We start from the raw sequence: 25,234 nt of genomic DNA on the forward strand, positions 1-25,234 counted from the left end.
AATAAAAATATTGCATTAATTTTCAAAACCTATTCTACTGAAATCTTGATTTTTTGGCCATCAATGTCGTCTTCCTTGTATTCTTTACATGATTCTGTAAAGTTGACTTTTTTTACTCTGACCAAAAATGCCAATTCATCAGCTTTCTCTTTCATCATTTCAAGGGATTCTTCATCTAATTCTAAAATTGATGCAACATCTAAAATGTCTGTTGGGGTGTATCCTCTTTCTTTTCTAAGTGTTTGAAGTCTTCTTGCAATGTCTTTTACCAATCCTTTTGCCATCATCTCTTTGTTTCTAGATGTAGAAATAATTACAGTGTAGCTGTCTCTTTTTGCAACTGCAAAATTTTCACTTGCATCAAAGTCTATGATGAAATCTTCCTTATCTAATGAGATCAATTCTCCATCTATGTTGAAATCATATTTTGAATCTTTTTGCAATGATGAAATTATTTTATCTGGATTGGTTTCATTAAATGTGGAAACGAGTTTTCCCATGTGTTGTTTTGCTTTTGGCCCAATTCTTTTTCTTTCTAATTCAACTACGCCTTTAACTGGTAATCCTAATTGTTTTAGTTCTAGGATTTGCTCCAGCCCTGATTCTTTTTCTGTTTCGGTAATTGTAAATTTTTCAACGTTGAGTTGAGATTGTAATAGTTCTGATAATGATTCCAGTTTATTTTTCTGTCCTTTCTTGACACAAATTTGTGCTTCATTTAATGGCCATCTTCTTTTTAGCTTCCCTTTCATTCTTGCAGCTGATGAAATGGATACGATGTCTTTCATTATGTCAAATGACTCTTCAATTTCCTCATTGACTAAATCTTTTTGATACGTTGGCCACTTGTCAAGTAGGATGCTTTGTTTTTCATGAAATATTGATTGGTAAAGATGTTCACTTGTAAATGGACAAAATGGATGAATCAAAATATCTAATGTTTTTAGAACTTCACTTAGAACTGCATATATTGACAATCTTCTGTTTTTCTTCTCTTCATCCTCATCCCATAATTCCCCTCTGGTGATTGGGATGTAAATTTGACTGAGGTTGTTGATTATGAAATCATCTATTGCTTTTGCCCCTTCGTGGAATTTACATGATTCATTTTTCTCAGTTAGAATTTGAATTAATTTTTGGAGTTTTGATAATAGCCAGATGTCAGGTGATGTGAGTAAATTGTTTTGCTTTGCCCATTCTATTGTGTTTGTTTGATCAAAATTATCATATTGACTGTTCTGTTGAAAGTACAGATGAAGATTGAATAGCGTATTGATCACCTGATATGGTCTTGACATTAATTCATCTGTACTGAAACTCAGTGGCTCTATTGGACTTGCTTTCCACATGAAATAGAATCTAATCAGGTCGACTGGATATTTTTGAAGCAATTCTGCCCCTTCTAGGACGTTGCCTTTACTTTTACTCATTTTGCCTCCGTTTTCATCTAGCACGTGTCCTTGAAACAAAAATGCTTTGTAAGGTGGGGTTGCAGCATTGTTTAAAATTACATTTTCAATAAGTAATGTGTATGCCCAGCCTCTAGTTTGATCAATGCCTTCTGTGAAAAAGGGTGCGGGAATTTCATTGGCATATTCTTCATCAGTTAATGATGAATATGGTGCAGAACCACTGTTGTGCCAAGTATCTAAAACGTATTCTTCTCTTTTTGTATTGACGCCGTTGCACTTTTTACATTTTATTGCAATGTTATCAATCCATGGTCTGTGTAATTCAAAGTTTGGACCGTCAGGCAACTTGTCTGCTGAATCCACAATGTCTTTTCTTGTAAAGAACCAATTTTTTTCACCACAATCTTCACAATTCCAAACTGGTAGAGGGCAGCCCCAAATTCTTTCCCTGGAAATACACCACGGGTGTCTCTCTTTGATAATTCCAAGAAATCTGTTTTTTGGTTGTTCAAAAAAGTATTCTACACTTTGTGCTGCATCGATTGCCTTGCTGTCTAATCTGTCTAATTTGTAAAACCATCCTCTCCTTGCAAGCCAGACGATTGGATGGTGTGATCTCCAACATAATGGGTACTTGTGTTTGATTTTACCAATTTTTACTAGGGCATTGCACTCTTTTAGATCCTCGACTATTGGTCTGTCTGCATCTCTGACAAACATCCCTTGATATTTTCCAGCTTTTTCAGTAAATTTTACCTCGTCATCAATTGGGCTGAAAATTTTGACTTTACGTTTATTTGCAATTTTGATATCTTCCTCACCATTTGCAGGTGATAGATGGACCAGACCGCTTCCTGTGCTAGCATCCACAAATGTCTCTGATACTGCAACATGATAGTTATCTAGTTTTGAAATTTCTTTTAGTTCTGGAATTAAATGTAGTAATGGGTGGATGTATTTTTTCCCTTCAAATTCTGAGCCTTTTGCAGTTTTCTCAATTTTATAGTCTTCAATTTTAACATCTACCATGAACTCCTCTAGTCTTGTTTTTCCAATGATCCAAGTCTCATTTTCCACTTTGACATATGCATAGTCTTCTTCAGGATGTAATCCTACCATTGCATCAGTAACTAGTGTAAATGGCATTGTAGTCCAAACTATCAGGAATGCATCTTCATCTACTAGTTTGACTTTATAGTATAGTGACGGGTCTTTGACTTCTTCGTATCCTTGATTCACTTCTGCATGACTAAGTGACGTTTGACAACTTGGGCAATATGCAATTACGGTAAAGTCTTCTTCCAAAATTTTATTTTCATATGCTTTTTTTAGCACTTGCCATTCTCTTTCAATAAATTCATCTCTAAAAGTCCAATATGCTTTTTTATGATTAAATGACATTCCAAGCATCTCATCTACTTCAACCCATGTTTTGTTGAATTTCTCTACAACTTTTTTGCATTCTGAAACAATTCTTTCAACCCCGAACTCTTTGATGGCTTCACTTTTTCCTCCTGTGACTCCTAATTCTTTTTCAACTTGTAATTCCACTGGAAGCCCTTGCGTGTCCCATCCTCCATTAAATTCAATTTTTTTTCCTTGTAATGTGTTGAATCTATACCACAAATCTTTGATTACTCTGCCTCTTAGATGACCTGCATGTGGAATTCCATTCATTGTTGGTGGGCCTTCGATGAATCGAATTTTTTCACGTTCATCTGATGCAAAAATTTGTTTTTCCAAGTCAATAGATTTGATGTATTCTTTGACTTGATCTTCGATTGCTTTGGCATCAAATTTTGTGGAAAGTTCCATCTGAATTTTGGTATGTTTGTGGCATTATAAAGCTAAATTGATTTGTTGAGACTTGGATTATATAATTGGGAAAAAGATAATTTTTGTTGGTAAATGTCTTAGTGATTGGTTCTGGTGGACGAGAACACGCTTTATCTTGGAAATTATCTCAAAGCAGTAAAGTTGAAACCGTTTTTACTGCTCCTGGAAATGGTGGCACGCAAAACAATGTTCCAATAAATGCAAATGACTTAGATGGGTTGGCTGATTTTGCTCAAAAAAATAATTGTTTTACTGTGGTTGGACCTGAAGATCCACTAGCTGCAGGAATTGTCGATAAATTTAACAAACTAAACCTCAAAATTTTTGGACCCACTCAGCAAGCTGCTCAGCTTGAATCAAGTAAGATTTGGGCAAAAGATTTCATGAAACGAAATGAAATTCCTACTGCTCGTTTTGAGATATTTGATGATGCTCAAAAAGCTCAGGAATATGTGAGATCTCTTGATTACAATGTGGTTGTAAAAGCAGACGGTCTTGCTGCCGGAAAAGGAGTGATTGTTTGTAATAGTAATGAGGATGCAATTTCTGCGATTCAGACAATTTTGGTAAAGAAGACTTTTGGTGATGCAGGAAATAGAATAATTATTGAGGAGAGAATTGATGGGATTGAGGCATCGTACATTGCCCTTTCAGATGGGGATGTGGCTATCCCTATGGCTTCCAGTCAGGATCACAAGAGGATTTTCGATAACGATGAGGGTCCTAATACTGGAGGGATGGGTGCTTATTCTCCAACGCCTGTTATTGATGATAATCTATCGAAAATAATTCAAGAAGAAGTCATTGAGAAAACCATTCATGCAATGAAAAAAGAAGGAATTTTGTTCAAGGGATTTTTGTATGCGGGAATTATGATCAAGGATGGTAGGCCCTTTGTTCTAGAATATAATGTACGAATGGGTGATCCTGAGTGCCAACCCATCACCATGAGGATGGATTTTGACTTGTATGATTATTTTGTAGCAAGTGTTGATGGAACCTTGTCTTCTTTGCCTCCAGCTGTTTGGAAACCACAATCTGCAGTTTGTGTTGTGTTAGCATCAAAGGGATATCCTGAAGATTATTCAAAAGATGATGAAATATCTGGATTTGATTCTATTACTAATGGGGCAGTTGTTTTTCATGCTGGCACAAAAAAATCTGGAGACAAGATTCTTTCAAATGGCGGACGTGTATTGGGTGTAACTGCATTAGGTGATAATTTAGAATCTGCAATAGCAAACGTCTATGCTGCAACTGAAAAAATTATTTGGTCTCAAAAATACAATCGCAAGGACATTGGTCAAAAAGGACTTGCTTATCTTTGAGTTTGTATCATTTTATCTTCAGTGACAATCCAATCAATTAAAACATCGTGTTCTGATTTTGGAATTTTTTTGATTATCTGTTTTTCCAATGTGAGGGAAATTGTTGTAGTTTTATTTTCTGTTAAAAATTTGTCATAGAACCCATATCCGTAACCTAGTCTAACTCCGCTAAGATCTATTCCTACTGTTGGTACTAAAATGACATCTAAATTGTTATCTACTGGGCAATCTTCTTTTGGCTCCATAATGTCAAAACTACCTTGTTCTAGGCTTGAAAAATTGATAATTTTTCTAAATTCCATGGTTTTACCCGTAACTTTGGGCAGGTAAACCTCTTTTCCCTCACTAAGTAATTCTTGGATTATATCTTGCGTGAACATCTCACTTCCAATTGGATAGTATGCTCCAATTTTCTGAGCGTTTTTGAATGCATGGATTTTTTTTAATCTTTTCTGAATATTCTGACTTGCAATTTTTAACAAATCGTGAGATGTGTTATCTCTTGTTTCCAAAAGACGATTTCGCAATGATTCTTTTTCGGGATTGTTATCCAATTTGACTACTCAATGATGCTGCCGTGATTGTATTTTTTAATAGCATTGCAACTGTCATTGGTCCAACCCCTCCTGGAACTGGTGTTGCAAACGATGCTTTCTGAATTATCTTGTCATAATCGGAATCTCCTACTAATTTTTCTTGAAATCTTGATATTGCAACGTCAATTACAATTGCTCCTTCTTTGATCATATCTGGTGTTAATGTGAATTTGTTTCTATCGCCAACTGCAGTGATGATGATATCTGCTGCTTGACATAATTCAGTTAAATTTTTAGTTTTAGAGTGGCATGTCAATACGGTGGCATTTTTTTCCAATAACAAATGATATAGTGGCTTTCCTACTAGATTACTCCTGTTAATCAATACGATGTTTTTTCCTTCCAAATCAATTTTATGATAGTCAAACATCTCCATTACTCCTGATGGGGTACATGCAACCAATGCAGCTTTTTTCATCGCAAGCAATCCTGCATTATGAGGTGTTAAACCGTCTACATCTTTTAGTGGCGATATCCTTGAGGTTGTTGTAAATTCGTCTAATTGTTTTGGTAATGGAAGCTGAACCAAAATACCGTGAACTGATTTATCTGCATTTAGATCATCAATAATTTTACTTAATTCTGATTGGGTTGTATTTACATCGAGTTTGTAATCCTTTGTTGCAATTCCAACTTCTTCACATGCTTTGTGTTTGTTTTTTACATATGTGGCAGAAGCTGGGTTATCTCCAATCAAGACTGTGGCTAGACAAGGTGAAATCCCTTGATTTTTTAGTTCCTCTGCTGCTTTCTTGACTCTGTCTTTGACTGATTGGGCAATAACTTTACCGTCAATTCTAACTCCTGCCATGAACTGTTTTTTGATTTATTGATATTTAATCCTTGGAATTCAAAGTATGAAAATCACGGAAAAGAAATTAAGTGGTTGTTTTTCTAGTCATATCATGTTTGTAATGATTGCAGATATTCAATTGAAAGATGGTGCTGAAGAAGATTTCAAAAGTTGGTTTGCTGAATCAAACAAAGTTTTATGTAATTTCCCTGGATTTATCTCAAGAAAATTCTTAAAATCGTCTGATGGCAGTTATAGAATTCTTGTGGAACATGAAAGTAAGGAGACTTTTGTCAAAATGCACCAAAGTCCTGAACATGAAAAAATTCATCCTACTGGACATTCTTTCATGAGTGCTGATCCTCAAAGAAAAACATACACAGTAGCTGCTGAGTGATATTGAAACTAGAATATGATTTAGACACATATCTCGAAAAAATAAAAAATAATGATTCGTATTTTCATACTTTCATCAACAAGGATAGTTTAGCTGCTGGCATTCTAGTCCTTAATCCTGGAGAAGAAGACACACAAACACCTCATGATAGTGACGAGGTATATTATGTCATTTCAGGTGATGGATTTTTAAAAATTAAAGACAAGGATTACAAAGTATCTAAAGATAAATTATTTTTTGTTGCAAAAGATGTAGAGCATTTTTTCCATGGAAACAAGAAGGAACTAAAAGTTTTGTATTTTTTTGGCGGTCCTGACTCTTAACTGATGACTGTTCTTCTACCCGAAACTCTGATTTTTTTTCTAGCAAAAAGATTAACTGCTTCTGGATAAATTCTGTGCTCCTCTTTTAGAATTCTTTTTGATAATGACTCTTCTGTGTCTTTTTCATCTATTTTGACTACTGCTTGGATGATTACTGGACCTGTGTCCATTCCGGAATCTACAAAATGAACTGAGCATCCTGATACTTTGGCTCCGTATTCTAGTGCCTGTTTTTGAGAATTTAACCCTGGAAATGCTGGAAGTAAAGCTGGATGAATGTTGATTATTCTATTTTTATATTTTTTTACAAATTCTGGACTTATAATTCTCATGAATCCTGCAAGACATACAAGACCATTCTTTGGTGTAACTCCATGTTTTGTTAGAATTTTAATGATTTCTTTATCGTATTCTGCTCTGGTTCCTTTGAATCCTTTACTTTCAACTATTTCAATCACAACTCCTAGTTTTTTAGCAATCTCTAGACCTTTGGCATCATGTTTGTTGGAAATTACTATTGCAGGATTAATTGGAATTTTTTTTTTCTTAATTGCCTTTAGGATGGATTCCATGTTGCTCCCGCGTCCTGATATTAGAATTCCTAGATTTAGCAACTAGTCAATAGTTGATCAAACCTGCAATTTATATCAAATCCAACTAATTTGATCTTCATTGCCTAGTAAAGTCAGGATGTCAAAAAATGGAATCCTGTGTGATGTTGGGGGCAAACGAGTTTACTTGGATCCGAAAAACAGTGATGCTAATGGGATCAATTTTGTATCTCATGCACATTCTGATCACCTTCCATCAAAAAATGGGGGGACTATTTTGTCCTCTATTGAGACTAGTGAAATAGCTAATCTTCGAGGATTTAAGATGGAAAATCATGTTGAATCGATTGATAATTTCTCTTTAATTGACAGTGGCCATATTTTGGGTGCAAAGGGTTTGCTTTTTGATGATATTTTCTACACTGGTGATGTCTGTACAAGAGATCGTGGATTTCTCAAAGGCGCTAAAATTCCAAAATGTAAAACCCTAATCACAGAATGCACCTTTGGTCTGCCTGAATTTGTTTTCCCAAAACTTGAGAATATCTTAAAACAAGTAAATGAATTGATTTCTGAACTTTATGGGAAAGGCGTTCCGGTAATTTTGATGGGATATCAATTAGGTAAAGCCCAAACAATTACACAATTCTTCGGTCACTGGGGTCCGTTATACCTTCATGATTCTGTAAAAGATATGAATACACTACATCGAAAATTTGGCGTGTCTCTAAATGATGGAATTGGCCATACAGAGGCTGAAAAAAATGGCTTGCTTGAAAAAAAGCCTTGGGTCATGGTTGCTCCGATGATGTCCAGCAAAAATAAATTCGTTCAAGATATGAAATTAAAATATGGTGCTGTAACGATTGGATTTTCTGGTTGGGCACAATCAATGAAATATTCTTTTGGGAGACGAACTGATTATTCATTTCCAATGAGTGATCATTGTGATTATAATGAATTAATCGAATTGGTTGTACAATCTGAAGCTGAGCATGTGTACACGATACATGGATTTGTAGGCGAATTTGCTGAGGATTTGAGGAAAAGAGGAATTACTGCACAACCGCTACTGGAAAATTCATTGGATGATTTTACTTAGTAAATTCGTTACATTCACAATTATCTACTAGACATGTTTCTAAATTCCTAATGTGGTCATGAGAGAAGTGTTTACATTTTTCATTTTTACAAATTCTTCGCTGAGATTCTTTTTGTACCACCGTTTGGGCAATCTCATTTGCTTTGTCTTTTGAAAATCCCTTTTTATCGATATAGAAATGAACTACTCTATTGTACAGCATTTCTGGGTTGAATTGTTTTTCTAACAATACTGTCTCTTCCTATTTCCTCTTCTAAAACTTGATCCCTTATGACAGTCACATTTACAAGATATGTCGTTACAAAACCCATGATTGTTCTTTATCATGTTCTAATTGGGCAATTATGATATTTGAAGGACTCTTCTTTTTGAGTAACCGTTTGTTTAATTAAAACTAAAAAAGTTGATATTTTTACATCTAATTAAAAATTATTTCAAAATTACGCCTATATCCATTAGATTTGTGTGTGTTGGATTTGTTTTGATGTTTCCTTTTTGTTTTTGAAAGAATCGTCCGGAATCATTATTTTTGAGAAATTCTTTCATTATGCCTAAATCTATTTTTACATTCTCGGTGATTGCTCCTGCAAAAACTGAATTGCCATCTACTCCATCGGTTCCTGCAGATGCCATTATCATCTTTTTCATTTTCTGTGTATTTTTTAATAATCTCAAAATTAATTCTTGATTTCTTCCCCCCATTCCTTTTCCCAGAACTTTAACTGTTGTCTCTCCACCAAAAACTATGCATGTATTTTTATTTTCTGAAATTTCTTCAAGCATTGTCGTAACTGCTTTTTTAATATCTCCAAATAGATGCAATGTGCTGACAGTATATCCAATTTTTTCTGCTTTTTCTTGCATGGCTTTCAAACAATCATCATTATTTGCAATTACGTAATTTTCAATTTTAGCTTTTTTTGGAGTCTCTGACTTTCTTTCTTTCATCCTATTTTCTAAAAGTGTTAAAACCTCATTGGGCATTTTCCATCCTATTTTATATTTGGCAATAATTTTCAATGCATCCTCATATGTTGTGTCATCCATGTATGTTGTACCTGATGCAATAGATGAAAGATCATCTCCTTGAACATCAGACATTACCAAACTAATTCCATCACATTTCATATTCTCAACTAGTTTTCCACCTTTGATTTTTGATAGATGTTTTCTAATACAATTAAATTCTTGAATAGTAGCTCCTGATTTTAATAACACATTTGTGACATGCACCTTGTCCTCTAGAGTGATATCATCTGGCATTGCTAACAGTGACGAACCTCCACCTGAAACTAGAAAAACTATCAATTCATCGTTACGCTTGTTTTGAACAAATTTCATGACTTCCTTTGCTGCTTTTACACTTGTTTGGTCTGGTTGTGGGTGTCTTGAATTAAAAATTTGAAATTTTTTACCCTTAATCACTGATTTTGAGCCTTTGGGAATGACTATGATTCCACTTTTTATTGGAATTATTGCATTTAGCGCTCTGGTCATAGTATCACCTGCCTTGCCAAAAGCAACAGAATAGATGCTTGAATATTTTGCAAGATTGAAAGATTTACCATTAATTTTGATTTCATTAGGTGTTACAAATTTTGGAATGATGTTTTCTGGATTTGCTGCTTGTAATCCTGCCTCTAAAATTTCTAAACAATCTTTTTTCTTGTCTGTAGTTGCCAAATCATCAAAATTTTGAATTATCATGCTGTCCATAGATAATGCAAGATATAATAATAATCAATGATGCCTTTCATTCATGAATACAGTACGCATTCCAAAGGTTATCAACTTTGGAGAAAATGCACTTGGTGAAACAGAGTATCCGAAAAATGCCCTAATTGTCACAACAGTTCCTCCTGAACTTTCTGACAAATGGATTGCAAGAATGGGAATTAAGGATTACATGTTGTATGACCAAGTAAAACCTGAACCATCAATGGATGACGTCAATGCTGTTATTTCACAATTCAAAGACAAAGACCCATCATGTCTAATTGGACTTGGTGGTGGAAGTTCTATGGATGTAGTAAAATATGCTGCACCTGAGATGAAAAAAGAAAAAATCTTAATTCCGACTACATTTGGAACTGGAGCTGAAATGACCACTTATTGCGTTCTGAAATTTGATGGTAAAAAGAAATTGTTACGTGAAGACAGATTTCTAGCTGATATGGCAGTTGTAGATTCCTATTTCCTAGATGGAACTCCACAACAAGTCATAAACAGTTCTGTCTGTGATGCATGTGCTCAAGCTACTGAAGGCTATGATAGCAAACTCGGTAATGACTTGACAAGAACTCTGTGTAAACAAGCATTTGAGATTCTATATGATGCAATTATGAATGACAAACCAGAAAACTATCCATATGGATCAATGTTATCTGGAATGGGCTTTGGTAATTGCTCTACAACTTTAGGACATGCATTGTCCTATGTGTTCTCAAATGAGGGTATACCACACGGATATTCATTATCCTCCTGTACTACCGTTGCACACAAGCATAACAATTCCATCTTCTATGATCGATTCAAAGAGGCTATGGAAAAACTCGGCTTTGACAAACTAGAACTCAAAGCTGATGTTTCAGAAGCTGCTGACACTGTAATGACTGATAGAGGACATTTGGATCCAAATCCAATTCCGATATCAAAAGATGATGTCATAAAGTGTCTTGAAGACATCAAAGCAGGTAATTTGTAAAAAATTCAATATTTTTTACTTTTTTTCTATTTTCTTGATAAAGTGCGAAATTGGCAGCTTGATTAAACTTTTTATTCTAATAATCTGACGTAAATGTACTTGACAGATAAAAAATTGAAATTTGGTATTCAAAATGGACTCAACGTCGCTAGAGCCGGATATACTGAAGATCAAATTTTAACTGCATGTATGCTTGCTGATAAAACTGGTTATGATTCAATTTTCTATATGGATCACACAAATGTCCCACAATGGAAAAATGCGATTGTTCTGGATCCTTGGGTAATGCTATCTGCCATTGCTGCAGTAACAAACAATGTAGAACTAGGAACATGTGTGACTGACGCAATTAGAAGACATCCATCAAATATTGCACTAGCTGCTATTACTCTTGATAGAGTTTCAAAAGGTCGAGCAATTTTGGGAATTGGAGCAGGCGAAGCACAAAACCTGAAAGAATTCTGTATTCCATTTGAAAAACCCGTCTCAAAATGGGAAGAACAAATTGAAACTATTCACAAATTATACGAATCAACTCCGGATAATACGGTAGATTATGATGGAAAATACTATCAACTCCAAGGTGCATGTTTGCAAGCACCTCCGATTAGAAAACCACGTCCACCTACTTACATGGCATCTGGTGGTAAACGTACACTTGAATTAACTGGAAAGCTCGGCGATGGATGGTTGCCTATTGGTTACACTCCTGAACTCTTTGAGGATCATGCTGCACAAATCAAAGTGTCTATGGATAAAAACAATCGAACTCAAGAAGAGAAAGATAATTTCGAGTATGCCTTAGACATTGATGTCTACTTTTCTGAAGATGCTGAAGAATCGTGGGCCAAAATGAAAGAAGCCGTAAAAGTTAGTCTATTCAAGCCTGAAATTTTAAGAGTTCACGGAATAAAAGAAATTGAAGGATTTGATTTTGTAAAATACTTTACAGAATATTCAATGTCTGACCAGAGTTGGATTGTAAAGATGAGGGAAGCTGCAACAAAATTGCCTGATGGTGTTGCACGTTCATCAACTGCAATTGGCACTCCTGAAGATATCATCCCGACATTTGAAAGATTCATGGAAGCTGGTGTAAATCACTTTGTGATTAGATTCTGGGGAAAGAATTACTTTGGCTCTATTGATAAATTTGCAAGTCATGTGATGCCTGCATTACGTGAAAAAGCCAAACAATAAGACGTTATTTCCTATAACATACAGCAAATCATTTAGTTTACCTTGTTCTAGATATTATGATGGATGAAGACCTTCCTGAGTCAGTAAAAAAATGCCTTGATATTTTAGAAGAAAATGTTGGCATTTTGGCTAATCTTGAATTTGATTTAGATGATGAAAAAGAGGATGAATTGACTCCTGATATGGAATTACATAATCTATATGATATGACTGAAGATGTGGCCGAATCTGCTAAACTAAAACGTGCAGAATCTAATTTCGCAAGGCGGCAAGCTGAAGATTCTTTATGATTTATGTGGTCTTTTCTTTTTTGTAAATGATTTGGATTTTCGCTTGTTTCTTTGTTTTTCTAATCTCTTTCTAGTTCGCTCTGTTGCATTAGTTGAACCTTGAATGATCTTTGTTTTACTTCCGTCCCTTAACATTATCTCTTTTCCTTTGAATCTAAACTCAATGTCTCTACATTTGATATAGTATTTTTTGAGGCAGAAAAATATTCTATTGTTAGTCCCATGCATTTCTTTAACCTCTTTCGATTTTTTTAATTCATTGAGGATGTTTCGTAGTAATCCTTTGTCAATATCTGTAATTCTATGCAGTTCTCTAAACCAGATGAATTTTGATGCAGAACCCCACTCTTCTAGTAGATCTAGTGTTGTTTTGATGGCTTCTTCTCGCTCTTCATCAATTCCACTCATTTCATATGTTGAATTAATCCTAAATTTAGCAATTTACATTAATGAAGAATTTGGATGGACAAAGTCAAATTTTAGAATGTTGTTTCTTTTTGATTATTTTTGTGATGGTGCTCTATGGGCATAGAATTCAAAACAGAATGCAGCGAATTAGAATGTAGAATTTTGGAAATTCAGAAAATGGCCAAAGAATTAGATGAAGAGGATTGAATCTATTTCTTTGATTTTGATTTTCTTTCTTTAATTCTGGATTTGGTCACCTTTACTGATTGTCTCTGATTATTCTCCATCTTATTTGCGATGGAATCAATTTGTTTGATAATTTTTGCTTGTAATTCTGGAGAATCCGTTTTTAGTAATTTTGTTTTTAATTTTTTTAATTGATTTGAATATCCTTGAAAATCGTCTCTTAATTCATTCAGATAGGGATCATCCATGTTGATTTTTCATCTATCTTCTATTTTAGGGGTTTCTATGCTCTAAATTTATAATATTATTTCAATGAATTAATTTAATGCAATTAACTGGAATTCTTCAAATTAAATCATATGAGAAAATAAAAGAATTTTTGAATGATGAACACGTTGGACGAGTAGCAAGTATTGATGAGAATGGATTTCCGCAAATTATTCCTATGAATTTTGTATTTCTTAATGATACAGTTTACATGCATTCGCATGTAAGGGGGGAGAAACTAGATAACATTTCTAGAAACAACAAGGTGGGATTTGAAGTAGATAGGGAACTTGAATTTTTACCATCATATTTTGAAGACCCTCATAATGCATCTTTAGCTGATACATTGTACATCAGTGTTGTAATCAAAGGATTATCTTATTTTGTATCTGATAGGGAAGAAAAAACTCTTGCACTTAATGGATTGATGGAAAAATATCAGCCTGAGGGCCAATATGATCCAATACAGTCTGATATGCGGGTACTAGATGCTGTAAGTGTGATCAAAATAAAACCTCAAACAATTCATGGCAAATACAAAATTGGTCAACATATGAGGCCTGCTGACAGAATGGATTTGGCACAAAAAATCTTGAAGAAAAATACTCCGTCTGGAATTGAGACTTTGAAAATAATGGGCTTTGAAATCACTGAATCTGGTTTAAAGATGGTAGATGAGCCTGTTTGGTGAGTTATTTAGAAATCTGATCTATTGTAGCCATTACGTCTTACATTTGAACTCTGTTCTTTTTAGTCTCGGCTTTTAATTTTTCAAGAAAACTGTTTGTCTTTAACGCTAAATCTATCATTAGTTCTTGCTGTGTTTCTTTGAGTTCTTTTTTAGGATCTTTTTCTACTACCAACACTATTTCATTGTTGAAATTTTTGAATATAACAATGCTCTAAAATTCCCAAATTTGATACTTTGTTGACTCGTTGTTCTTATTTGGTAAACGTTAGCTATAAGTTCAGTTTTTCGGGATTGTATATGTTGGAACAAATATCTCAATTTGAATTAGCGTCTGATTATGAACCTACGGGGGATCAACCCCAAGCTATTGATTCCTTGGTTAAAGGTGTCCAAAAAGGATCTGTTCAAACTTTGCTTGGGGTTACTGGAAGTGGTAAGACCTTTTCTATAGCAAATGTCATTGCAAGAACTGGAAAAAATACACTTGTAATTTCTCATAATAAGACCCTTGCAGCACAATTATACTCTGAATTAAAACAATTTTTCCCAAAAAACAATGTTGGTTATTTTGTATCATACTATGATTACTATCAGCCAGAAAGTTATCTTCCACAAACTGATACCTACATTGAAAAAGATACTCAAATCAATGAAAAAATTGAGAAACTCAGATTGGAAGCCACTGCAATGTTGCTTTCAGGAGAACCTACAATTATTGTATCTACAGTTTCCTGTATCTATTCACTTGGAAATCCTCAAGATTGGGAAGACCTGGCAATCACATTAAACACCGGTGATGAAATTAAACGAAGTGAAATTATTAAAAGATTTGTAGATGCAAGATATGAAAGAAATGACACTGAAGTGGCACCTGGAAATTTTAGAGTAAAAGGGGATACAATAGATATAACACCTGCATATTCAGAAGATTTAGTTAGAATCTCTATGTTTGGAGATGAGGTAGAAAAAATTACTATTTTGGATCATGTTTCATTAAAAGAAAAAAAGAAGGTATCTCAAATGAAAATTTATCCTGCAAAACACTATCTTATTGCAAAAGATGTTCGTAAAAAAGCTGTTAAATCTATTAGAGATGAATTAAAAAAAAGATTACCTGAATTAAATGAATTAGAAAAACAAAGACTTGAGATGAGGACAAAATATGATCTGGAAATGATTGAAGAATTGGGGTATTGTTCTGGGATTGAAAACTATTCAAGACATTTTGATGGACGAAAAGCAGGAGAAAAAGCATTCTGTTTAATGGATTTTTTTGGGAATGATTATCTTTTAGTAATTGACGAATCACATGTAACATTGCCACAACTTCATGGAATGTACAAGGGTGATCACTCAAGAAAAAATGAATTAATTACATATGGATTTAGATTGCCAAGTGCGTTTGATAATCGTCCATTAAAATTTGAAGAATTTGAAGAATACATACAAAATACAATTTTTGTCTCAGCAACTCCTTCTGATTATGAGAAAAAAATCTCATCACACATTGCTGAGCAGCTTGTAAGGCCCACTGGTTTACTTGATCCCAAAATTGAAGTAAGATCGACAAAAGACCAGATGGATGATTTGATTCAAGAAATTAACAAAAGATCTGCTAATTCTGAGCGTGTTTTAGTTACAACTTTGACTAAACGTATGGCTGAAGATTTGGCTGAATATCTATCAAAAAAACAGGTTAGAGTTAGATACATGCATTCTGAAATTGAAGGGTTGCAGAGAACTGAGATAATTAGGCAATTACGATTAGGTGAATTTGATGTTCTTGTGGGGATTAATCTTTTAAGAGAAGGGTTGGACATACCTGAGGTTTCTTTAGTTGCAATTTTGGATGCAGATAAGGAAGGATTTCTACGGAATTTTACTAGTTTGATTCAGACATGTGGTCGTGCTGCAAGAAATGTAAATGGAACTGTCATAATGTATGCTGATAACACAACAAAATCTATGAAAAATACTATAAGTGAAACTAAGCGTCGTAGAGAAAAACAAATACAGTATAACAAAGATCATAATATTATTCCTAAAACTATTATCAAATCTGTTCCAGATCAAGAGGTTGCCTTGGATGATTCAAAACTAAAATCAACTCATGATCTTACTACTGAAATAATAGATTTGGATGCACAAATGAAAAAATATTCAGAAGAATTAGACTTTGAACGTGCAATTGAATGCAGAGATAGAATAAAAAGAATAGAAAGGGAGATTGAATTTAAAATTGGTAGAAAATAAATTAAAAATTCGTGGAGCACGACATCACAATCTAAAGAATTTGGATATTGATATTCCGAAAAATAAACTAGTCGTAATTAGTGGGTTGTCTGGCTCTGGAAAATCTACTTTGGCATTTGATACAATCTATGCTGAAGGTCAGCGACGATATGTTGAGTCTCTTTCAGCATATGCTCGTCAATTTTTAGAGATGATGGATAAACCTGATGTTGATTCAATCGAAGGTTTGTCTCCTGCTATTGCTATACAACAAAAAACTACTAGTAAAAATCCACGTTCAACTGTTGGAACTACTACTGAAATTTATGATTACATGAGGTTGCTGTTTGCACGAATTGGAATTCCATACTGTACTAATTGTGGACGTAAAGTTTCAACACAATCTATTGAAAGAATTTGCGATTCAGTTCTCAAGGATTTTTCTGGAAAAAAAATTCTGATTTTAGCTCCTATCATTCAGAGGAAAAAAGGCACATATGAGAAATTATTTGAACAAATCAAAAAGGATGGTTACTCTAGAATACGCCTAAATGGGGACATATTGAGCCTGGATGATGAGATTCCTCCTCTTGATAGGCAAAAGTGGCACAATATTGAGATCGTAGTTGATAGAATTACTACTGAAAAGTCTGAACGTTCTAGACTTTTTGAGGCAATACAAACTGCAATCAAAGCATCCAAAGGCGATGTAATGATTGCGACAGACAAATCTGAAAGGATTTTTTCACAAAATAATGCGTGCCCTTACTGTGGATTAACTGTGGGTGATCTAGAACCTCGCTCTTTTTCATTTAATTCTCCTTTTGGAATGTGTAAAACATGTAATGGTTTGGGAGTCAAGATGGAGTTTGATGCAGATTTAGTGGTACCAGATAAAACAAAATCTATTCTTGATGGGGCGATTGTTCCATGGAGTGGCCGATTCTCTGCATTTAGACGTCAAGCATTAAGAGCAGTTGGAAAAAAATTTGGCTTTGATTTGATGACTCCATTTGATAAAATTAAACCAAAACACCTTAAAATTATTTTACATGGTACGGATGATTTGATTGATTTTACATACCGTTCAAAATCTGGAGATTCATCTTGGCAATCAACTAATACCTTTGAAGGCGTTTTAGTTAATTTACAACGCACATTTATGGAAACTGATTCTGAATCAAAAAGAGAATGGTTAAAACAATTCATGAGGGACACTCCATGCAACACATGTAATGGCAAAAAACTAAAACCTGAATCACTTGCAGTAAAAATTAATGAAAAGGGAATAATGGATGTGTGTGATATGTCAATTGATCATTGCTATGATTTCTTCTCTTCATTGAAATTAACTGAAAATGAGCAATATATTGCAAGAGATGTTTTAAAAGAAATTAAAGAACGTCTTGAATTTTTAATGAATGTTGGATTGAATTACCTTACATTAAATAGATTAAGTTCAACATTGTCTGGCGGTGAATCTCAAAGAATTAGATTGGCAACTCAGATTGGTTCTAATTTAACTGGAGTTTTGTATGTACTTGATGAACCTACTATTGGATTACATCAGCGAGATAACACACGTCTCATTAAAACGCTAAATAAGCTACGAGATCTGGGAAATACTGTCATAGTTGTAGAGCATGACGAAGAAGTTATACGAAATTCAGACTGGATGATAGATTTAGGTCCCGGAGCTGGGGTGCATGGGGGAAATGTTGTTTTTGAAGGTACAGTAAATCAAATTCTTAAAGATACTAAATCTGTAACGGGTAAATATTTGAAAAATAACTCTTTGATTAATTTAGATGATAAAATTCGCAATCGTTCTGGTTCTTTATTGATAAAACAAGCATCTGAAAATAATCTTAAAGGCATTGATGTTGAAATTCCTTTGGGCCTGTTTGTTTCTGTAACTGGTGTTTCTGGATCTGGAAAATCTACTCTGATTAATGACATTTTGTTAAAAACATTGGAAAATCATTTTTACAAATCCAATATTCGAGCTGGAATGAACAAGGAGATTACTGGTTTGGAAAATATTGATAAGGTAATTGCAATTGATCAATCTCCAATTGGAAGAACACCTCGTTCAAATCCTGCAACTTACATTGGTGCATTTACTCCTATTAGAGAACTTTATGCAAATACTGCATTTTCAAAAGAGCGTGGATATGCTCCCGGTCAATTTTCATTTAATGTAGCTGATGGGAGATGTTTTGCATGTGATGGAGATGGTGTAAAACAAATCGAAATGCAGTTCTTATCTGATGTTTATGTAAAATGTGATGAATGTAAAGGAAAAAGATACAATACTGAAACCTTGTCTGTATTGTATAAGGGTAAAAATATTTCAGATATTTTGGATATGACCGTATTTGAGGCCTTGAATTTCTTTGAAAATATCCCTGCGATTCAACGAAAATTACAAACTGTATATGATGTAGGCTTGGGTTACATTAAACTTGGACAATCCTCTACCACCTTATCTGGAGGTGAAGCTCAAAGAGTGAAACTTGCATCTGAATTATCAAAACGAGGAACTGGAAAAACTCTCTATATCTTAGATGAGCCTACCACTGGCTTGCATTTTGCAGATGTTCAAAAACTATTAGATGTTCTTAATCGTCTAGTCAATTTGGGAAATACAGTGGTAGTGATTGAACATAACATGGATGTTATCAAAAATTCTGATTGGCTAATTGATCTTGGACCTGAGGGTGGAGATGAGGGTGGTAAGGTGGTAGCCATTGGTACTCCTAAAGATCTTGCAAATGCACCTGGAAGTTATACTGGAAAGTATTTGAAAAAATTATTAAAAAAATGACTTTTGATATTTCTAAAATTTCTCTTCCTACTGATCCTGGAATCTATTTGATGAAAGACTTTGATGGCAAAATTATCTATATTGGCAAAGCAAAAAATTTGAAAAATAGGGTAAGATCATATTTTAACAAAAATCAAAATTATAAAACACAAAAACTTGTTGAAAATATCTCTGTTATTGAATTTGTATTAACTGATAATGAAAGTGAAGCATTTCTTTTAGAATCAAACATGATCAAAAAATATCGGCCTAGATTTAACATTGAATTAAAAGATCAACAAAGGTATACATATCTTAGAATATCTGATGAAAAATTCCCTCGACTGTTAGTTTCAAGAAGAACTAGGGATGGCAAATTTCTTGGTAAGGGGAAAACTTTTGGTCCTTTTACACAAGGTAGTTCAAAACTACTCACCATTGGTACGTTGAGAAAAGCATTCCAAATCAGAATTTGTAAAACTCTTCCAAAAAAAGTCTGCTTAGAATACCATCTGGGAAATTGTGAAGGTCCTTGTGAGTTTAAAGATGCTGAGGAAAGATATCCTAAACATGTTGCAGCACTACAAGATGTTTTGAAAGGAAAAGACCATACTAAAGTTTTCACAAAAAAATTGGAAGAAGAGATGCAACAGGCTGCGGAATTGCAGCAGTTTGAGCGTGCAAAAGACATTCGTGATACTTTGATTAGACTTGGCAGTCTTCAAACTAAACAAAAAATGGAATATGTGGAAAATTCTGATGAGGAGTATTTTGGAATAGGTATTCAAGAACAGTCTGCAACTGTGATGAATTTTAGAATGATTAATGGTGTGATTAGAGACAGCGACAAGTTCTTTTTTGATTTGGTGGGGGATAATTCTTTTTCAAATTTTTTGTATCAGTATTATTCTACGCATAAAATTCCAAAATTCATTATAGTTAGTGAGATTCCTGAAAATCAAAAATTATTGGAATCATTACTCTCCAAACAATCTGGATTCAATGTTCAAATTTTACTCCCTACAAAAGGGAAGAAAAAAGAAATCATTAATTTGATCTTAAAAAATATTGAATTGATTCATTCAAAAGGAGGTGATCCTGGTTTAGTTGAATTAAAAGAAATTCTTAGTCTACCCGTTATTCCCAATATCATTGAATGCTTTGATATTTCAAACCATGGTGAAGATTTTGCAGTAGGATCTATGTCTAGATTCATCGGTGGCATTCCAAACAAATCTGGATATAGAAAATTTAAAATTAAAACTGTTTCTGGGAGGGATGATTTTTCAATGATTGAAGAAATTATCAAGAGACGGTACTATCGATTACTAGAAGAAAATTCTGAACTTCCTGACTTGATTGTAATTGATGGTGGGAAAGGACAACTTAGTTCGGCAATGAAGGCTTTGGAATCACTCGGTTTGAATTTACCTTGTATATCTTTGGCTAAAGAAAATGAAGAAGTCTATCTGCCAAAAAATAAAAATCCTATCGTTATTCCAAAATACAAATCATCTCTGAAAATTTTACAATATGCTCGAGATGAAACACACAGATTTGGTGTGGCATATAATAGAACTATTAGGAAAAATCAAATAAAATAATAAAAAAGGAAAAATTTTGGTTAGTTCACTGTAACACTACCGACCATCCATGGGTGAACCATACAGAAGTAATCGTAACTGCCTGCGTCATTAAATGTAAATGCATAGGATGCATTTGCCATGACTAGACTGCTATCAAATACGCCAGATGGGCCATCTGATGGACTGCCACCAGTTACTGTATGTGCTGCTGTGTCGACATTAATCCATTCTACTGTATCTCCAGCATTGATTGTGATATCTGCTGGTGAGAAACATGAATTGTTTTCTTCACATCCTGGAACTGAAGTGCCCTTTGGAATATCAACACTATGTGTCGTTGGTCCTACTGATTCGTCATGAGTTTCCTTCATGGCGACTTCTTCTTCTAGTTCAACAGTTTGTCCTGCTGTTGCAGTTGCACTTACAGAATAACTGACTGTAAATTGGTTTGTGTTCATTGTGTGAACAGCTAAAGCATTACCTTCGAATTCCCATGAGCCCATTGCATTCTTTGGATCAACAAATGTTAATGCAAAGATAGTTTCACCGTCCGGTGTCCAAGTCTTTGCTGGTTTTTCGTCAGCGCTGATTGGTCCTCTCAGTGTAACTAGTTGAATATTTTCAGAAGCAGAGTATGAAAGAATTCCTGAATAAACATCACTTGATGGTGCTAATAACACTGCAAGTTGATGTCCTTCATGACCCATACCTGGATCTTGTATTGACATAGTTGTTCCTGTCACTACATTATCAGACATTGGTTTTTCAGTATAGTCTACTTTGTAATCAACTGTGAATGGTTTGGTATTCATTGTATGTACTGCTAAGGCATTACCGGCAAATTCCCATTTGCCTTTCGTATTCTTTGGATCAACAAATGTTAATGCAAACTTTGTTTTTCCATCAGGAGTCCAAATTGCTTGTCCTTTGTCTTCACCATCTGCTAATGGACCATGTAATGTAACAAGTTGAATTTTTTCAGATGCATCGTACTTGAGTGTACCTGAATATACATTGCTACTTGGTGCCAACAGTATTGCTAGTTGGTGTGATTCATGACCCATTCCTGGATCAACATCTGATGTTATTCGCTCATAACCTGATTTGAGTGGTTTTACTGGTTCAGCTTTATCAGTTGTAACTGATGGTGCTGAAACTACTGGAGCTTTAACAACTGGACCGGCATCTTGGGTTGCACCCATAGTGGCTGCAATTCCTAAGAATATCGCTGTGATTGCAATTGCTATTGCAATTCCAGCATTGTCTATACTTGTCATAATTGATCCAAAATTCAGGTTGTTGTAAATAAAGCTAATCTTTAAAATAAAAATAATAAAAAAGGAAAAATTTTGGTTAGTTCACTGTAACACTACCGACCATCCATGGGTGAACCATACAGAAGTAATCGTAACTGCCTGCGTCATTAAATGTAAATGCATAGGATGCATTTGCCATGACTAGACTGCTATCAAATACGCCAGATGGGCCATCTGATGGACTGCCACCAGTTACTGTATGTGCTGCTGTGTCGACATTAATCCATTCTACTGTATCTCCAGCATTGATTGTGATATCTGCTGGTGAGAAACATGAATTGTTTTCTTCACATCCTGGAACTGAAGTGCCCTTTGGAATATCAACACTATGTGTCGTTGGTCCTGTAGCTGCCATTGCATCTGCTGCTTTTTTAGCTGCCATTGCATCTGCTGCTTTTTTAGCTGCCATTGCATCTGCTGCTTTTTTAGCTGCCATTGCATCTGCTGCTTTTTTAGCTGCCATTGCATCTGCTTTTTCAGACATGGAATCACTTTGTGATTCAATAGTTTTTGAAACTACTGGAGCTTTAACAACTGGACCGGCATCTTGGGTTGCACCCATAGTGGCTGCAATTCCTAAGAATATTGCTGTGATTGCAATTGCTATTGCAATTCCAGCATTGTCTATGCTTGTCATAATTGATCCAAGACTTTCAGCATACTAAATAAATCTAATCTTTGTAAATGATCAATTTCGAAAGTTTGTCTTATTGGAATTCATTATTATTGAAATATTTTCAACATTATTGATTATCTCTTGAAATTTTCATAGGATTGCTCTATTTGAAGATAAAGTGTTGTTAATCAAGTTAGACAAATCTTTCTTTTATGAATCCAATGTTTAGTATAATTACAAACTGCAAATGAGATCTCACCAAGTAACTATCCGTTTTTGGTCTTAATCTCTTTTGCATAGAGTATCTTATTTGCTAAATTATCTTTTTGTTGAATCAATTCAAATTCTATCTTTAATTTTCTTTGCATAGTTAATTGTTTAATGAATTTAATACGGTTTTGAATGAACTCATCTCCAATTTTAAAATCAGTAGTTAATTGATCAAACATTATTTTTTCATCTAATTTTATTTTAACAAAGTCTTTATCTTTTATTTTAAAAACTCCTATTCCCCAAAATAATCCTACATGTAATGCAACATATTTTGATTGTAAATTTAGGATTTTATTTTTGTAAATGTCTGCATGTTCTCTACTTTGTTTCATAGTTGAATTATTTGTTTGAATTATCCATGAAATTTTCTGCATATTTCCATCTGAATAAAAAATATGGTTCAATTGTCAACCAAAAAGGGGTCTTTTGTTAATATATTTTGAATCCCCCACTTATGATCAAAGATTGAAAGGTGTACATATGCTTGAATCTCACGCCTTCTTCTCAAAAATGGTGGATGAATTAGTTGAATTTTCTGAATATGATCCGGAACTAGCAGATGGAATCAAGTGGCTTGATGATCAGGCTCAAAAAAAAGGTATAACATTTTACGATATGGTTTTTGAAGTTTTGTACAAACATGATGTAAATTCCAAAGCTAAAGATTGGCTGAGTACAAGAAATTAGATTATTTTCTCAAATCAAGTGTTTTGTATTCGCATCCTTCTGGACCGCAATATTTTCCTACGTAGACTGCTTTAGGTCGGTATAATGCTGTTTTTGGTGCAGCTTCTGCAAATTTTTCTTCAATGATGTGTGCTGCCCACCCTACAACTCTTGCAATTGCAAAGATTGGCGTATTGAGGTCTAATGGAATCTTTAACATGTAATAAAGCGATGCACTGTACAGATCTACATTTGGATAAATTTCTTTATTTTTCCGTGATTTCATTTCTGCCATGGTTACAGTTTCAACTTTTTCTGTTATGTCAAACCATGATTCTTTAGTTTTCTCAGCAAGTTTTCTTGATAATTCTTTTAGTACTTGCGCTCTAGGATCATATGTTTTATACACTGCATGTCCCATACCCATAATTTTTTCACCTGCACTCATTTGTTTCTTAATCCATTCTTCTGTTTTTCCTACTTCCCCGATATCTAACAGCATTTTCATTACTTCAGTATTGGCTCCTCCGTGTAATTCACCACTCAATGCTCCAATTGCTGCACTTGCAGCAGAATACATGTGTGCTCTCGTAGATGCAACTTGTCTTGCAGTAAAAGTTGATGCATTAAATGTGTGATCTGCATGAAGAATTAAACAAACGTCAAAGATTTTTTCAACTTCTGGATCTGGTTTTTCACCTGACATCATATATAGAAAATTAGCAGCATGACTCAGTGATGAATCAGGATTTACTGGTTCTAATCCATTTCTAATTCTTTGCCAACTGGCAATGATTGTGGGAACTTTTGCAATGAGGTTTATAGCTTTATCATAACTTGCTTCTTTACTTGCAAATTCTTCATCATAATATCCTGCTAATGCAGATACAAAAGCTTGAAGCATATCCATTGGATCTGCATCCTTTCTCCAATTTGCCATGTTCTTCTGCATTTGTTTGGGGATGTATCTTGCGTCAATGAGTTTTGCATTGAATTCATCTAATTGTTGCTTAGTGGGTAAATTGTCATAAAGTAATAGATATGCAGTTTCTTCAAATGTTGAATTTTTTGTAAGATCTAATATGTCAAATCCACGATAAATGAGCTTGCCTCTCTCCCCGTCTATGTTTGAAATTTTAGTATCTGCAACTTCAATTCCACGTAGACCTATATTTTTTGTCTCCATATTGAGCCTACTGGAAATCTTTTATTATATTTTCGCCATAATAACGTCTATGAAGTTTAGTAGTTAGTCTAATATGGCAACTTTTGGTCATAAATGACAATTTTTAATCAAAACTTAATGACTCCTAAAGAGCGAGAACATTTGAAAAAATTAGATGACTTGGTCCTAAATGCTTCATCTGAAGAACTTAAAAAAATTCAGGAAATAGATAATCAAACACAATTGGAAGGACTATCTCTATATGATGTATATCTTGATTCAAGTTCATTGATTAATCAAAGTATCAAAAAACCATTTAGAAAATCTTAATTTTGCATTCTTCATTTAAATGAGGGTTTGTAATTTTCGAATCTATATTGGTGTCCTCTAAAACCAAAAAAACAGCAGCTAAAAAAGTAACCAAAAAAACAGCAGCTAAAAAAGTAACCAAAAAAACAGCAGCTAAAAAAGTAACCAAAAAAACAGCAGC

At 34.2% G+C, this 25,234-nt stretch carries 26 protein-coding genes; 13 read left to right on the top strand and 13 right to left on the bottom strand.

The genetic code is table 11. The features are described 5' to 3' along the window. Positions 1 to 29: 29 nt before the first annotated feature. On the bottom strand, positions 30 to 3,227 hold the full coding sequence (gene ileS / locus ACW9XH_RS02550; RefSeq protein WP_457759062.1) for an isoleucine--tRNA ligase: 3,198 nt from the start codon (positions 3,225 to 3,227) through the stop codon (positions 30 to 32). 86 nt (positions 3,228 to 3,313) lie between these two features. On the opposite strand from ileS, the gene purD reads away from it, so the two are divergent. Next, the gene (gene purD, locus ACW9XH_RS02555) at positions 3,314 to 4,576 is read left to right on the top strand and encodes a phosphoribosylamine--glycine ligase (protein ID WP_457759063.1); all 1,263 of its coding nucleotides are present in this window, start codon (positions 3,314 to 3,316) and stop codon (positions 4,574 to 4,576) included. On the opposite strand, the gene ACW9XH_RS02560 is transcribed toward purD, so the two are convergent. Beyond that, complete coding sequence (locus ACW9XH_RS02560) at positions 4,567 to 5,130, bottom strand: 5-formyltetrahydrofolate cyclo-ligase (protein WP_457759064.1); 564 nt, start codon at positions 5,128 to 5,130, stop codon at positions 4,567 to 4,569. The genes purD and ACW9XH_RS02560 overlap by 10 nt on opposite strands. Further along, positions 5,123 to 5,983, bottom strand: a complete 861-nt coding sequence (locus ACW9XH_RS02565; protein ID WP_457759065.1) for a bifunctional 5,10-methylenetetrahydrofolate dehydrogenase/5,10-methenyltetrahydrofolate cyclohydrolase — start codon at positions 5,981 to 5,983, stop codon at positions 5,123 to 5,125. Before ACW9XH_RS02565 ends, ACW9XH_RS02560 begins: the two co-directional genes overlap by 8 nt. A 94-nt stretch (positions 5,984 to 6,077) precedes the next feature. On the opposite strand from ACW9XH_RS02565, the gene ACW9XH_RS02570 reads away from it, so the two are divergent. Both ACW9XH_RS02570 and ACW9XH_RS02575 read left to right on the top strand, forming a co-directional pair. Then, complete coding sequence (locus ACW9XH_RS02570) at positions 6,078 to 6,362, top strand: antibiotic biosynthesis monooxygenase family protein (RefSeq protein WP_457759100.1); 285 nt, start codon at positions 6,078 to 6,080, stop codon at positions 6,360 to 6,362. Then, positions 6,359 to 6,685, top strand: a complete 327-nt coding sequence (locus tag ACW9XH_RS02575) for a cupin domain-containing protein (RefSeq protein ID WP_457759066.1) — start codon at positions 6,359 to 6,361, stop codon at positions 6,683 to 6,685. The genes ACW9XH_RS02570 and ACW9XH_RS02575 overlap by 4 nt, the downstream gene beginning before the upstream one ends. Here the strand turns inward: ACW9XH_RS02575 and purN are convergent. Next, positions 6,682 to 7,299 (bottom strand): phosphoribosylglycinamide formyltransferase, encoded by a 618-nt coding sequence (gene purN / locus ACW9XH_RS02580; RefSeq protein ID WP_457759067.1) that lies wholly within the window; start codon positions 7,297 to 7,299, stop codon positions 6,682 to 6,684. The two genes, ACW9XH_RS02575 and purN, sit on opposite strands and share 4 nt — an antisense overlap. A 76-nt stretch (positions 7,300 to 7,375) precedes the next feature. On the opposite strand from purN, the gene ACW9XH_RS02585 reads away from it, so the two are divergent. After that, positions 7,376 to 8,338: an exonuclease gene (locus tag ACW9XH_RS02585; protein WP_457759101.1), complete on the top strand. Its 963-nt coding sequence runs from the start codon at positions 7,376 to 7,378 to the stop codon at positions 8,336 to 8,338. 188 nt (positions 8,339 to 8,526) lie between these two features. Here ACW9XH_RS02585 and ACW9XH_RS02590 read toward each other — a convergent pair whose 3' ends face one another. Both ACW9XH_RS02590 and ACW9XH_RS02595 read right to left on the bottom strand, forming a co-directional pair. Next, positions 8,527 to 8,649: a hypothetical protein gene (locus tag ACW9XH_RS02590; RefSeq protein ID WP_457759068.1), complete on the bottom strand. Its 123-nt coding sequence runs from the start codon at positions 8,647 to 8,649 to the stop codon at positions 8,527 to 8,529. Between the two features lie 118 nt (positions 8,650 to 8,767). Further along, positions 8,768 to 10,045 (bottom strand): glycerate kinase type-2 family protein, encoded by a 1,278-nt coding sequence (locus ACW9XH_RS02595; RefSeq protein WP_457759069.1) that lies wholly within the window; start codon positions 10,043 to 10,045, stop codon positions 8,768 to 8,770. 52 nt (positions 10,046 to 10,097) lie between these two features. Here ACW9XH_RS02595 and ACW9XH_RS02600 point away from each other — a divergent pair, with 52 nt between their 5' ends. From ACW9XH_RS02600 to ACW9XH_RS02610, 3 genes are all read left to right on the top strand, one after another. After that, positions 10,098 to 11,042 carry an iron-containing alcohol dehydrogenase gene (locus ACW9XH_RS02600; RefSeq protein WP_457759070.1) on the top strand — a complete coding sequence of 315 codons (945 nt, stop codon included), beginning with the start codon at positions 10,098 to 10,100 and terminating at the stop codon, positions 11,040 to 11,042. A gap of 93 nt (positions 11,043 to 11,135) precedes the next feature. Next, positions 11,136 to 12,242 (top strand): LLM class flavin-dependent oxidoreductase, encoded by a 1,107-nt coding sequence (locus tag ACW9XH_RS02605; RefSeq protein WP_457759071.1) that lies wholly within the window; start codon positions 11,136 to 11,138, stop codon positions 12,240 to 12,242. A gap of 59 nt (positions 12,243 to 12,301) precedes the next feature. Next, the gene (locus ACW9XH_RS02610) at positions 12,302 to 12,532 is read left to right on the top strand and encodes a hypothetical protein (protein ID WP_457759102.1); all 231 of its coding nucleotides are present in this window, start codon (positions 12,302 to 12,304) and stop codon (positions 12,530 to 12,532) included. Here ACW9XH_RS02610 and ACW9XH_RS02615 read toward each other — a convergent pair. Then, positions 12,527 to 12,940: a hypothetical protein gene (locus tag ACW9XH_RS02615; protein WP_457759072.1), complete on the bottom strand. Its 414-nt coding sequence runs from the start codon at positions 12,938 to 12,940 to the stop codon at positions 12,527 to 12,529. The genes ACW9XH_RS02610 and ACW9XH_RS02615 overlap by 6 nt on opposite strands. 209 nt (positions 12,941 to 13,149) lie before the next feature. Then, positions 13,150 to 13,374, bottom strand: a complete 225-nt coding sequence (locus ACW9XH_RS02620) for a hypothetical protein (RefSeq protein ID WP_457759073.1) — start codon at positions 13,372 to 13,374, stop codon at positions 13,150 to 13,152. A 77-nt stretch (positions 13,375 to 13,451) separates the two neighbouring features. Here ACW9XH_RS02620 and ACW9XH_RS02625 point away from each other — a divergent pair, with 77 nt between their 5' ends. Continuing rightward, positions 13,452 to 14,084: a pyridoxamine 5'-phosphate oxidase family protein gene (locus ACW9XH_RS02625; protein WP_457759074.1), complete on the top strand. Its 633-nt coding sequence runs from the start codon at positions 13,452 to 13,454 to the stop codon at positions 14,082 to 14,084. A gap of 37 nt (positions 14,085 to 14,121) precedes the next feature. On the opposite strand, the gene ACW9XH_RS02630 is transcribed toward ACW9XH_RS02625, so the two are convergent. Further along, positions 14,122 to 14,259: a hypothetical protein gene (locus tag ACW9XH_RS02630; protein ID WP_457759075.1), complete on the bottom strand. Its 138-nt coding sequence runs from the start codon at positions 14,257 to 14,259 to the stop codon at positions 14,122 to 14,124. Positions 14,260 to 14,381: 122 nt separating this feature from the next. Between ACW9XH_RS02630 and uvrB the strand changes: the two genes are divergently transcribed. From uvrB to uvrC, 3 genes are read left to right on the top strand one after another with little or no spacing between them, the layout of a single operon-like run. Next, on the top strand, positions 14,382 to 16,337 hold the full coding sequence (uvrB, locus tag ACW9XH_RS02635; protein WP_457759076.1) for an excinuclease ABC subunit UvrB: 1,956 nt from the start codon (positions 14,382 to 14,384) through the stop codon (positions 16,335 to 16,337). Further along, positions 16,324 to 19,143, top strand: coding sequence for an excinuclease ABC subunit UvrA (uvrA, locus tag ACW9XH_RS02640; protein WP_457759077.1), 2,820 nt, complete (start codon positions 16,324 to 16,326; stop codon positions 19,141 to 19,143). The genes uvrB and uvrA overlap by 14 nt, the downstream gene beginning before the upstream one ends. After that, positions 19,140 to 20,726, top strand: coding sequence for an excinuclease ABC subunit UvrC (uvrC, locus tag ACW9XH_RS02645; RefSeq protein WP_457759078.1), 1,587 nt, complete (start codon positions 19,140 to 19,142; stop codon positions 20,724 to 20,726). Before uvrA ends, uvrC begins: the two co-directional genes overlap by 4 nt. A 20-nt stretch (positions 20,727 to 20,746) precedes the next feature. Here uvrC and ACW9XH_RS02650 read toward each other — a convergent pair whose 3' ends face one another. The 3 genes from ACW9XH_RS02650 to ACW9XH_RS02660 form a co-directional block, all read right to left on the bottom strand. After that, positions 20,747 to 21,985, bottom strand: coding sequence for a cupredoxin domain-containing protein (locus ACW9XH_RS02650; RefSeq protein ID WP_457759079.1), 1,239 nt, complete (start codon positions 21,983 to 21,985; stop codon positions 20,747 to 20,749). Between the two features lie 76 nt (positions 21,986 to 22,061). Then, the gene (locus tag ACW9XH_RS02655; RefSeq protein ID WP_457759080.1) at positions 22,062 to 22,661 is read right to left on the bottom strand and encodes a cupredoxin domain-containing protein; all 600 of its coding nucleotides are present in this window, start codon (positions 22,659 to 22,661) and stop codon (positions 22,062 to 22,064) included. A 245-nt stretch (positions 22,662 to 22,906) separates the two neighbouring features. Beyond that, positions 22,907 to 23,287 (bottom strand): hypothetical protein, encoded by a 381-nt coding sequence (locus ACW9XH_RS02660; protein WP_457759081.1) that lies wholly within the window; start codon positions 23,285 to 23,287, stop codon positions 22,907 to 22,909. A gap of 106 nt (positions 23,288 to 23,393) precedes the next feature. Here ACW9XH_RS02660 and ACW9XH_RS02665 point away from each other — a divergent pair, with 106 nt between their 5' ends. Next, on the top strand, positions 23,394 to 23,600 hold the full coding sequence (locus ACW9XH_RS02665; protein WP_026090100.1) for a hypothetical protein: 207 nt from the start codon (positions 23,394 to 23,396) through the stop codon (positions 23,598 to 23,600). Between the two features lies 1 nt (position 23,601). Here the strand turns inward: ACW9XH_RS02665 and ACW9XH_RS02670 are convergent, their stop codons facing one another. After that, a complete protein-coding gene (locus ACW9XH_RS02670; RefSeq protein WP_457759082.1) occupies positions 23,602 to 24,765 on the bottom strand; it encodes a citrate synthase in 1,164 nt (387 codons plus the stop codon). A 117-nt stretch (positions 24,766 to 24,882) separates the two neighbouring features. On the opposite strand from ACW9XH_RS02670, the gene ACW9XH_RS02675 reads away from it, so the two are divergent. Continuing rightward, the gene (locus ACW9XH_RS02675) at positions 24,883 to 25,074 is read left to right on the top strand and encodes a hypothetical protein (protein WP_457759083.1); all 192 of its coding nucleotides are present in this window, start codon (positions 24,883 to 24,885) and stop codon (positions 25,072 to 25,074) included. The last annotated feature ends 160 nt before the right edge of the window (positions 25,075 to 25,234 follow it).

This window comes from Candidatus Nitrosopumilus sp. bin_32a, assembly GCF_054095935.1.

Coding starts and splice junctions, on each gene's coding strand:
- ACW9XH_RS02590 (WP_457759068.1), bottom strand. CDS start 8,649: ATGGGTTTTGTAACGACATATCTTGTAAATGTGACTGTCATAAGGGAT.
- ACW9XH_RS02660 (WP_457759081.1), bottom strand. CDS start 23,287: ATGCAGAAAATTTCATGGATAATTCAAACAAATAATTCAACTATGAAA.
- ACW9XH_RS02655 (WP_457759080.1), bottom strand. CDS start 22,661: ATGACAAGCATAGACAATGCTGGAATTGCAATAGCAATTGCAATCACA.
- ACW9XH_RS02650 (WP_457759079.1), bottom strand. CDS start 21,985: ATGACAAGTATAGACAATGCTGGAATTGCAATAGCAATTGCAATCACA.
- uvrC (WP_457759078.1), top strand. CDS start 19,140: ATGACTTTTGATATTTCTAAAATTTCTCTTCCTACTGATCCTGGAATC.
- ACW9XH_RS02675 (WP_457759083.1), top strand. CDS start 24,883: ATGACTCCTAAAGAGCGAGAACATTTGAAAAAATTAGATGACTTGGTC.
- ACW9XH_RS02670 (WP_457759082.1), bottom strand. CDS start 24,765: ATGGAGACAAAAAATATAGGTCTACGTGGAATTGAAGTTGCAGATACT.
- ileS (WP_457759062.1), bottom strand. CDS start 3,227: ATGGAACTTTCCACAAAATTTGATGCCAAAGCAATCGAAGATCAAGTC.
- ACW9XH_RS02585 (WP_457759101.1), top strand. CDS start 7,376: ATGTCAAAAAATGGAATCCTGTGTGATGTTGGGGGCAAACGAGTTTAC.
- ACW9XH_RS02615 (WP_457759072.1), bottom strand. CDS start 12,940: ATGAGTGGAATTGATGAAGAGCGAGAAGAAGCCATCAAAACAACACTA.
- ACW9XH_RS02600 (WP_457759070.1), top strand. CDS start 10,098: ATGAATACAGTACGCATTCCAAAGGTTATCAACTTTGGAGAAAATGCA.
- uvrB (WP_457759076.1), top strand. CDS start 14,382: ATGTTGGAACAAATATCTCAATTTGAATTAGCGTCTGATTATGAACCT.
- ACW9XH_RS02565 (WP_457759065.1), bottom strand. CDS start 5,983: ATGGCAGGAGTTAGAATTGACGGTAAAGTTATTGCCCAATCAGTCAAA.
- ACW9XH_RS02595 (WP_457759069.1), bottom strand. CDS start 10,045: ATGATAATTCAAAATTTTGATGATTTGGCAACTACAGACAAGAAAAAA.
- ACW9XH_RS02620 (WP_457759073.1), bottom strand. CDS start 13,374: ATGGATGATCCCTATCTGAATGAATTAAGAGACGATTTTCAAGGATAT.
- ACW9XH_RS02570 (WP_457759100.1), top strand. CDS start 6,078: ATGTTTGTAATGATTGCAGATATTCAATTGAAAGATGGTGCTGAAGAA.
- ACW9XH_RS02625 (WP_457759074.1), top strand. CDS start 13,452: ATGCAATTAACTGGAATTCTTCAAATTAAATCATATGAGAAAATAAAA.
- ACW9XH_RS02610 (WP_457759102.1), top strand. CDS start 12,302: ATGGATGAAGACCTTCCTGAGTCAGTAAAAAAATGCCTTGATATTTTA.
- ACW9XH_RS02665 (WP_026090100.1), top strand. CDS start 23,394: ATGCTTGAATCTCACGCCTTCTTCTCAAAAATGGTGGATGAATTAGTT.
- ACW9XH_RS02605 (WP_457759071.1), top strand. CDS start 11,136: ATGTACTTGACAGATAAAAAATTGAAATTTGGTATTCAAAATGGACTC.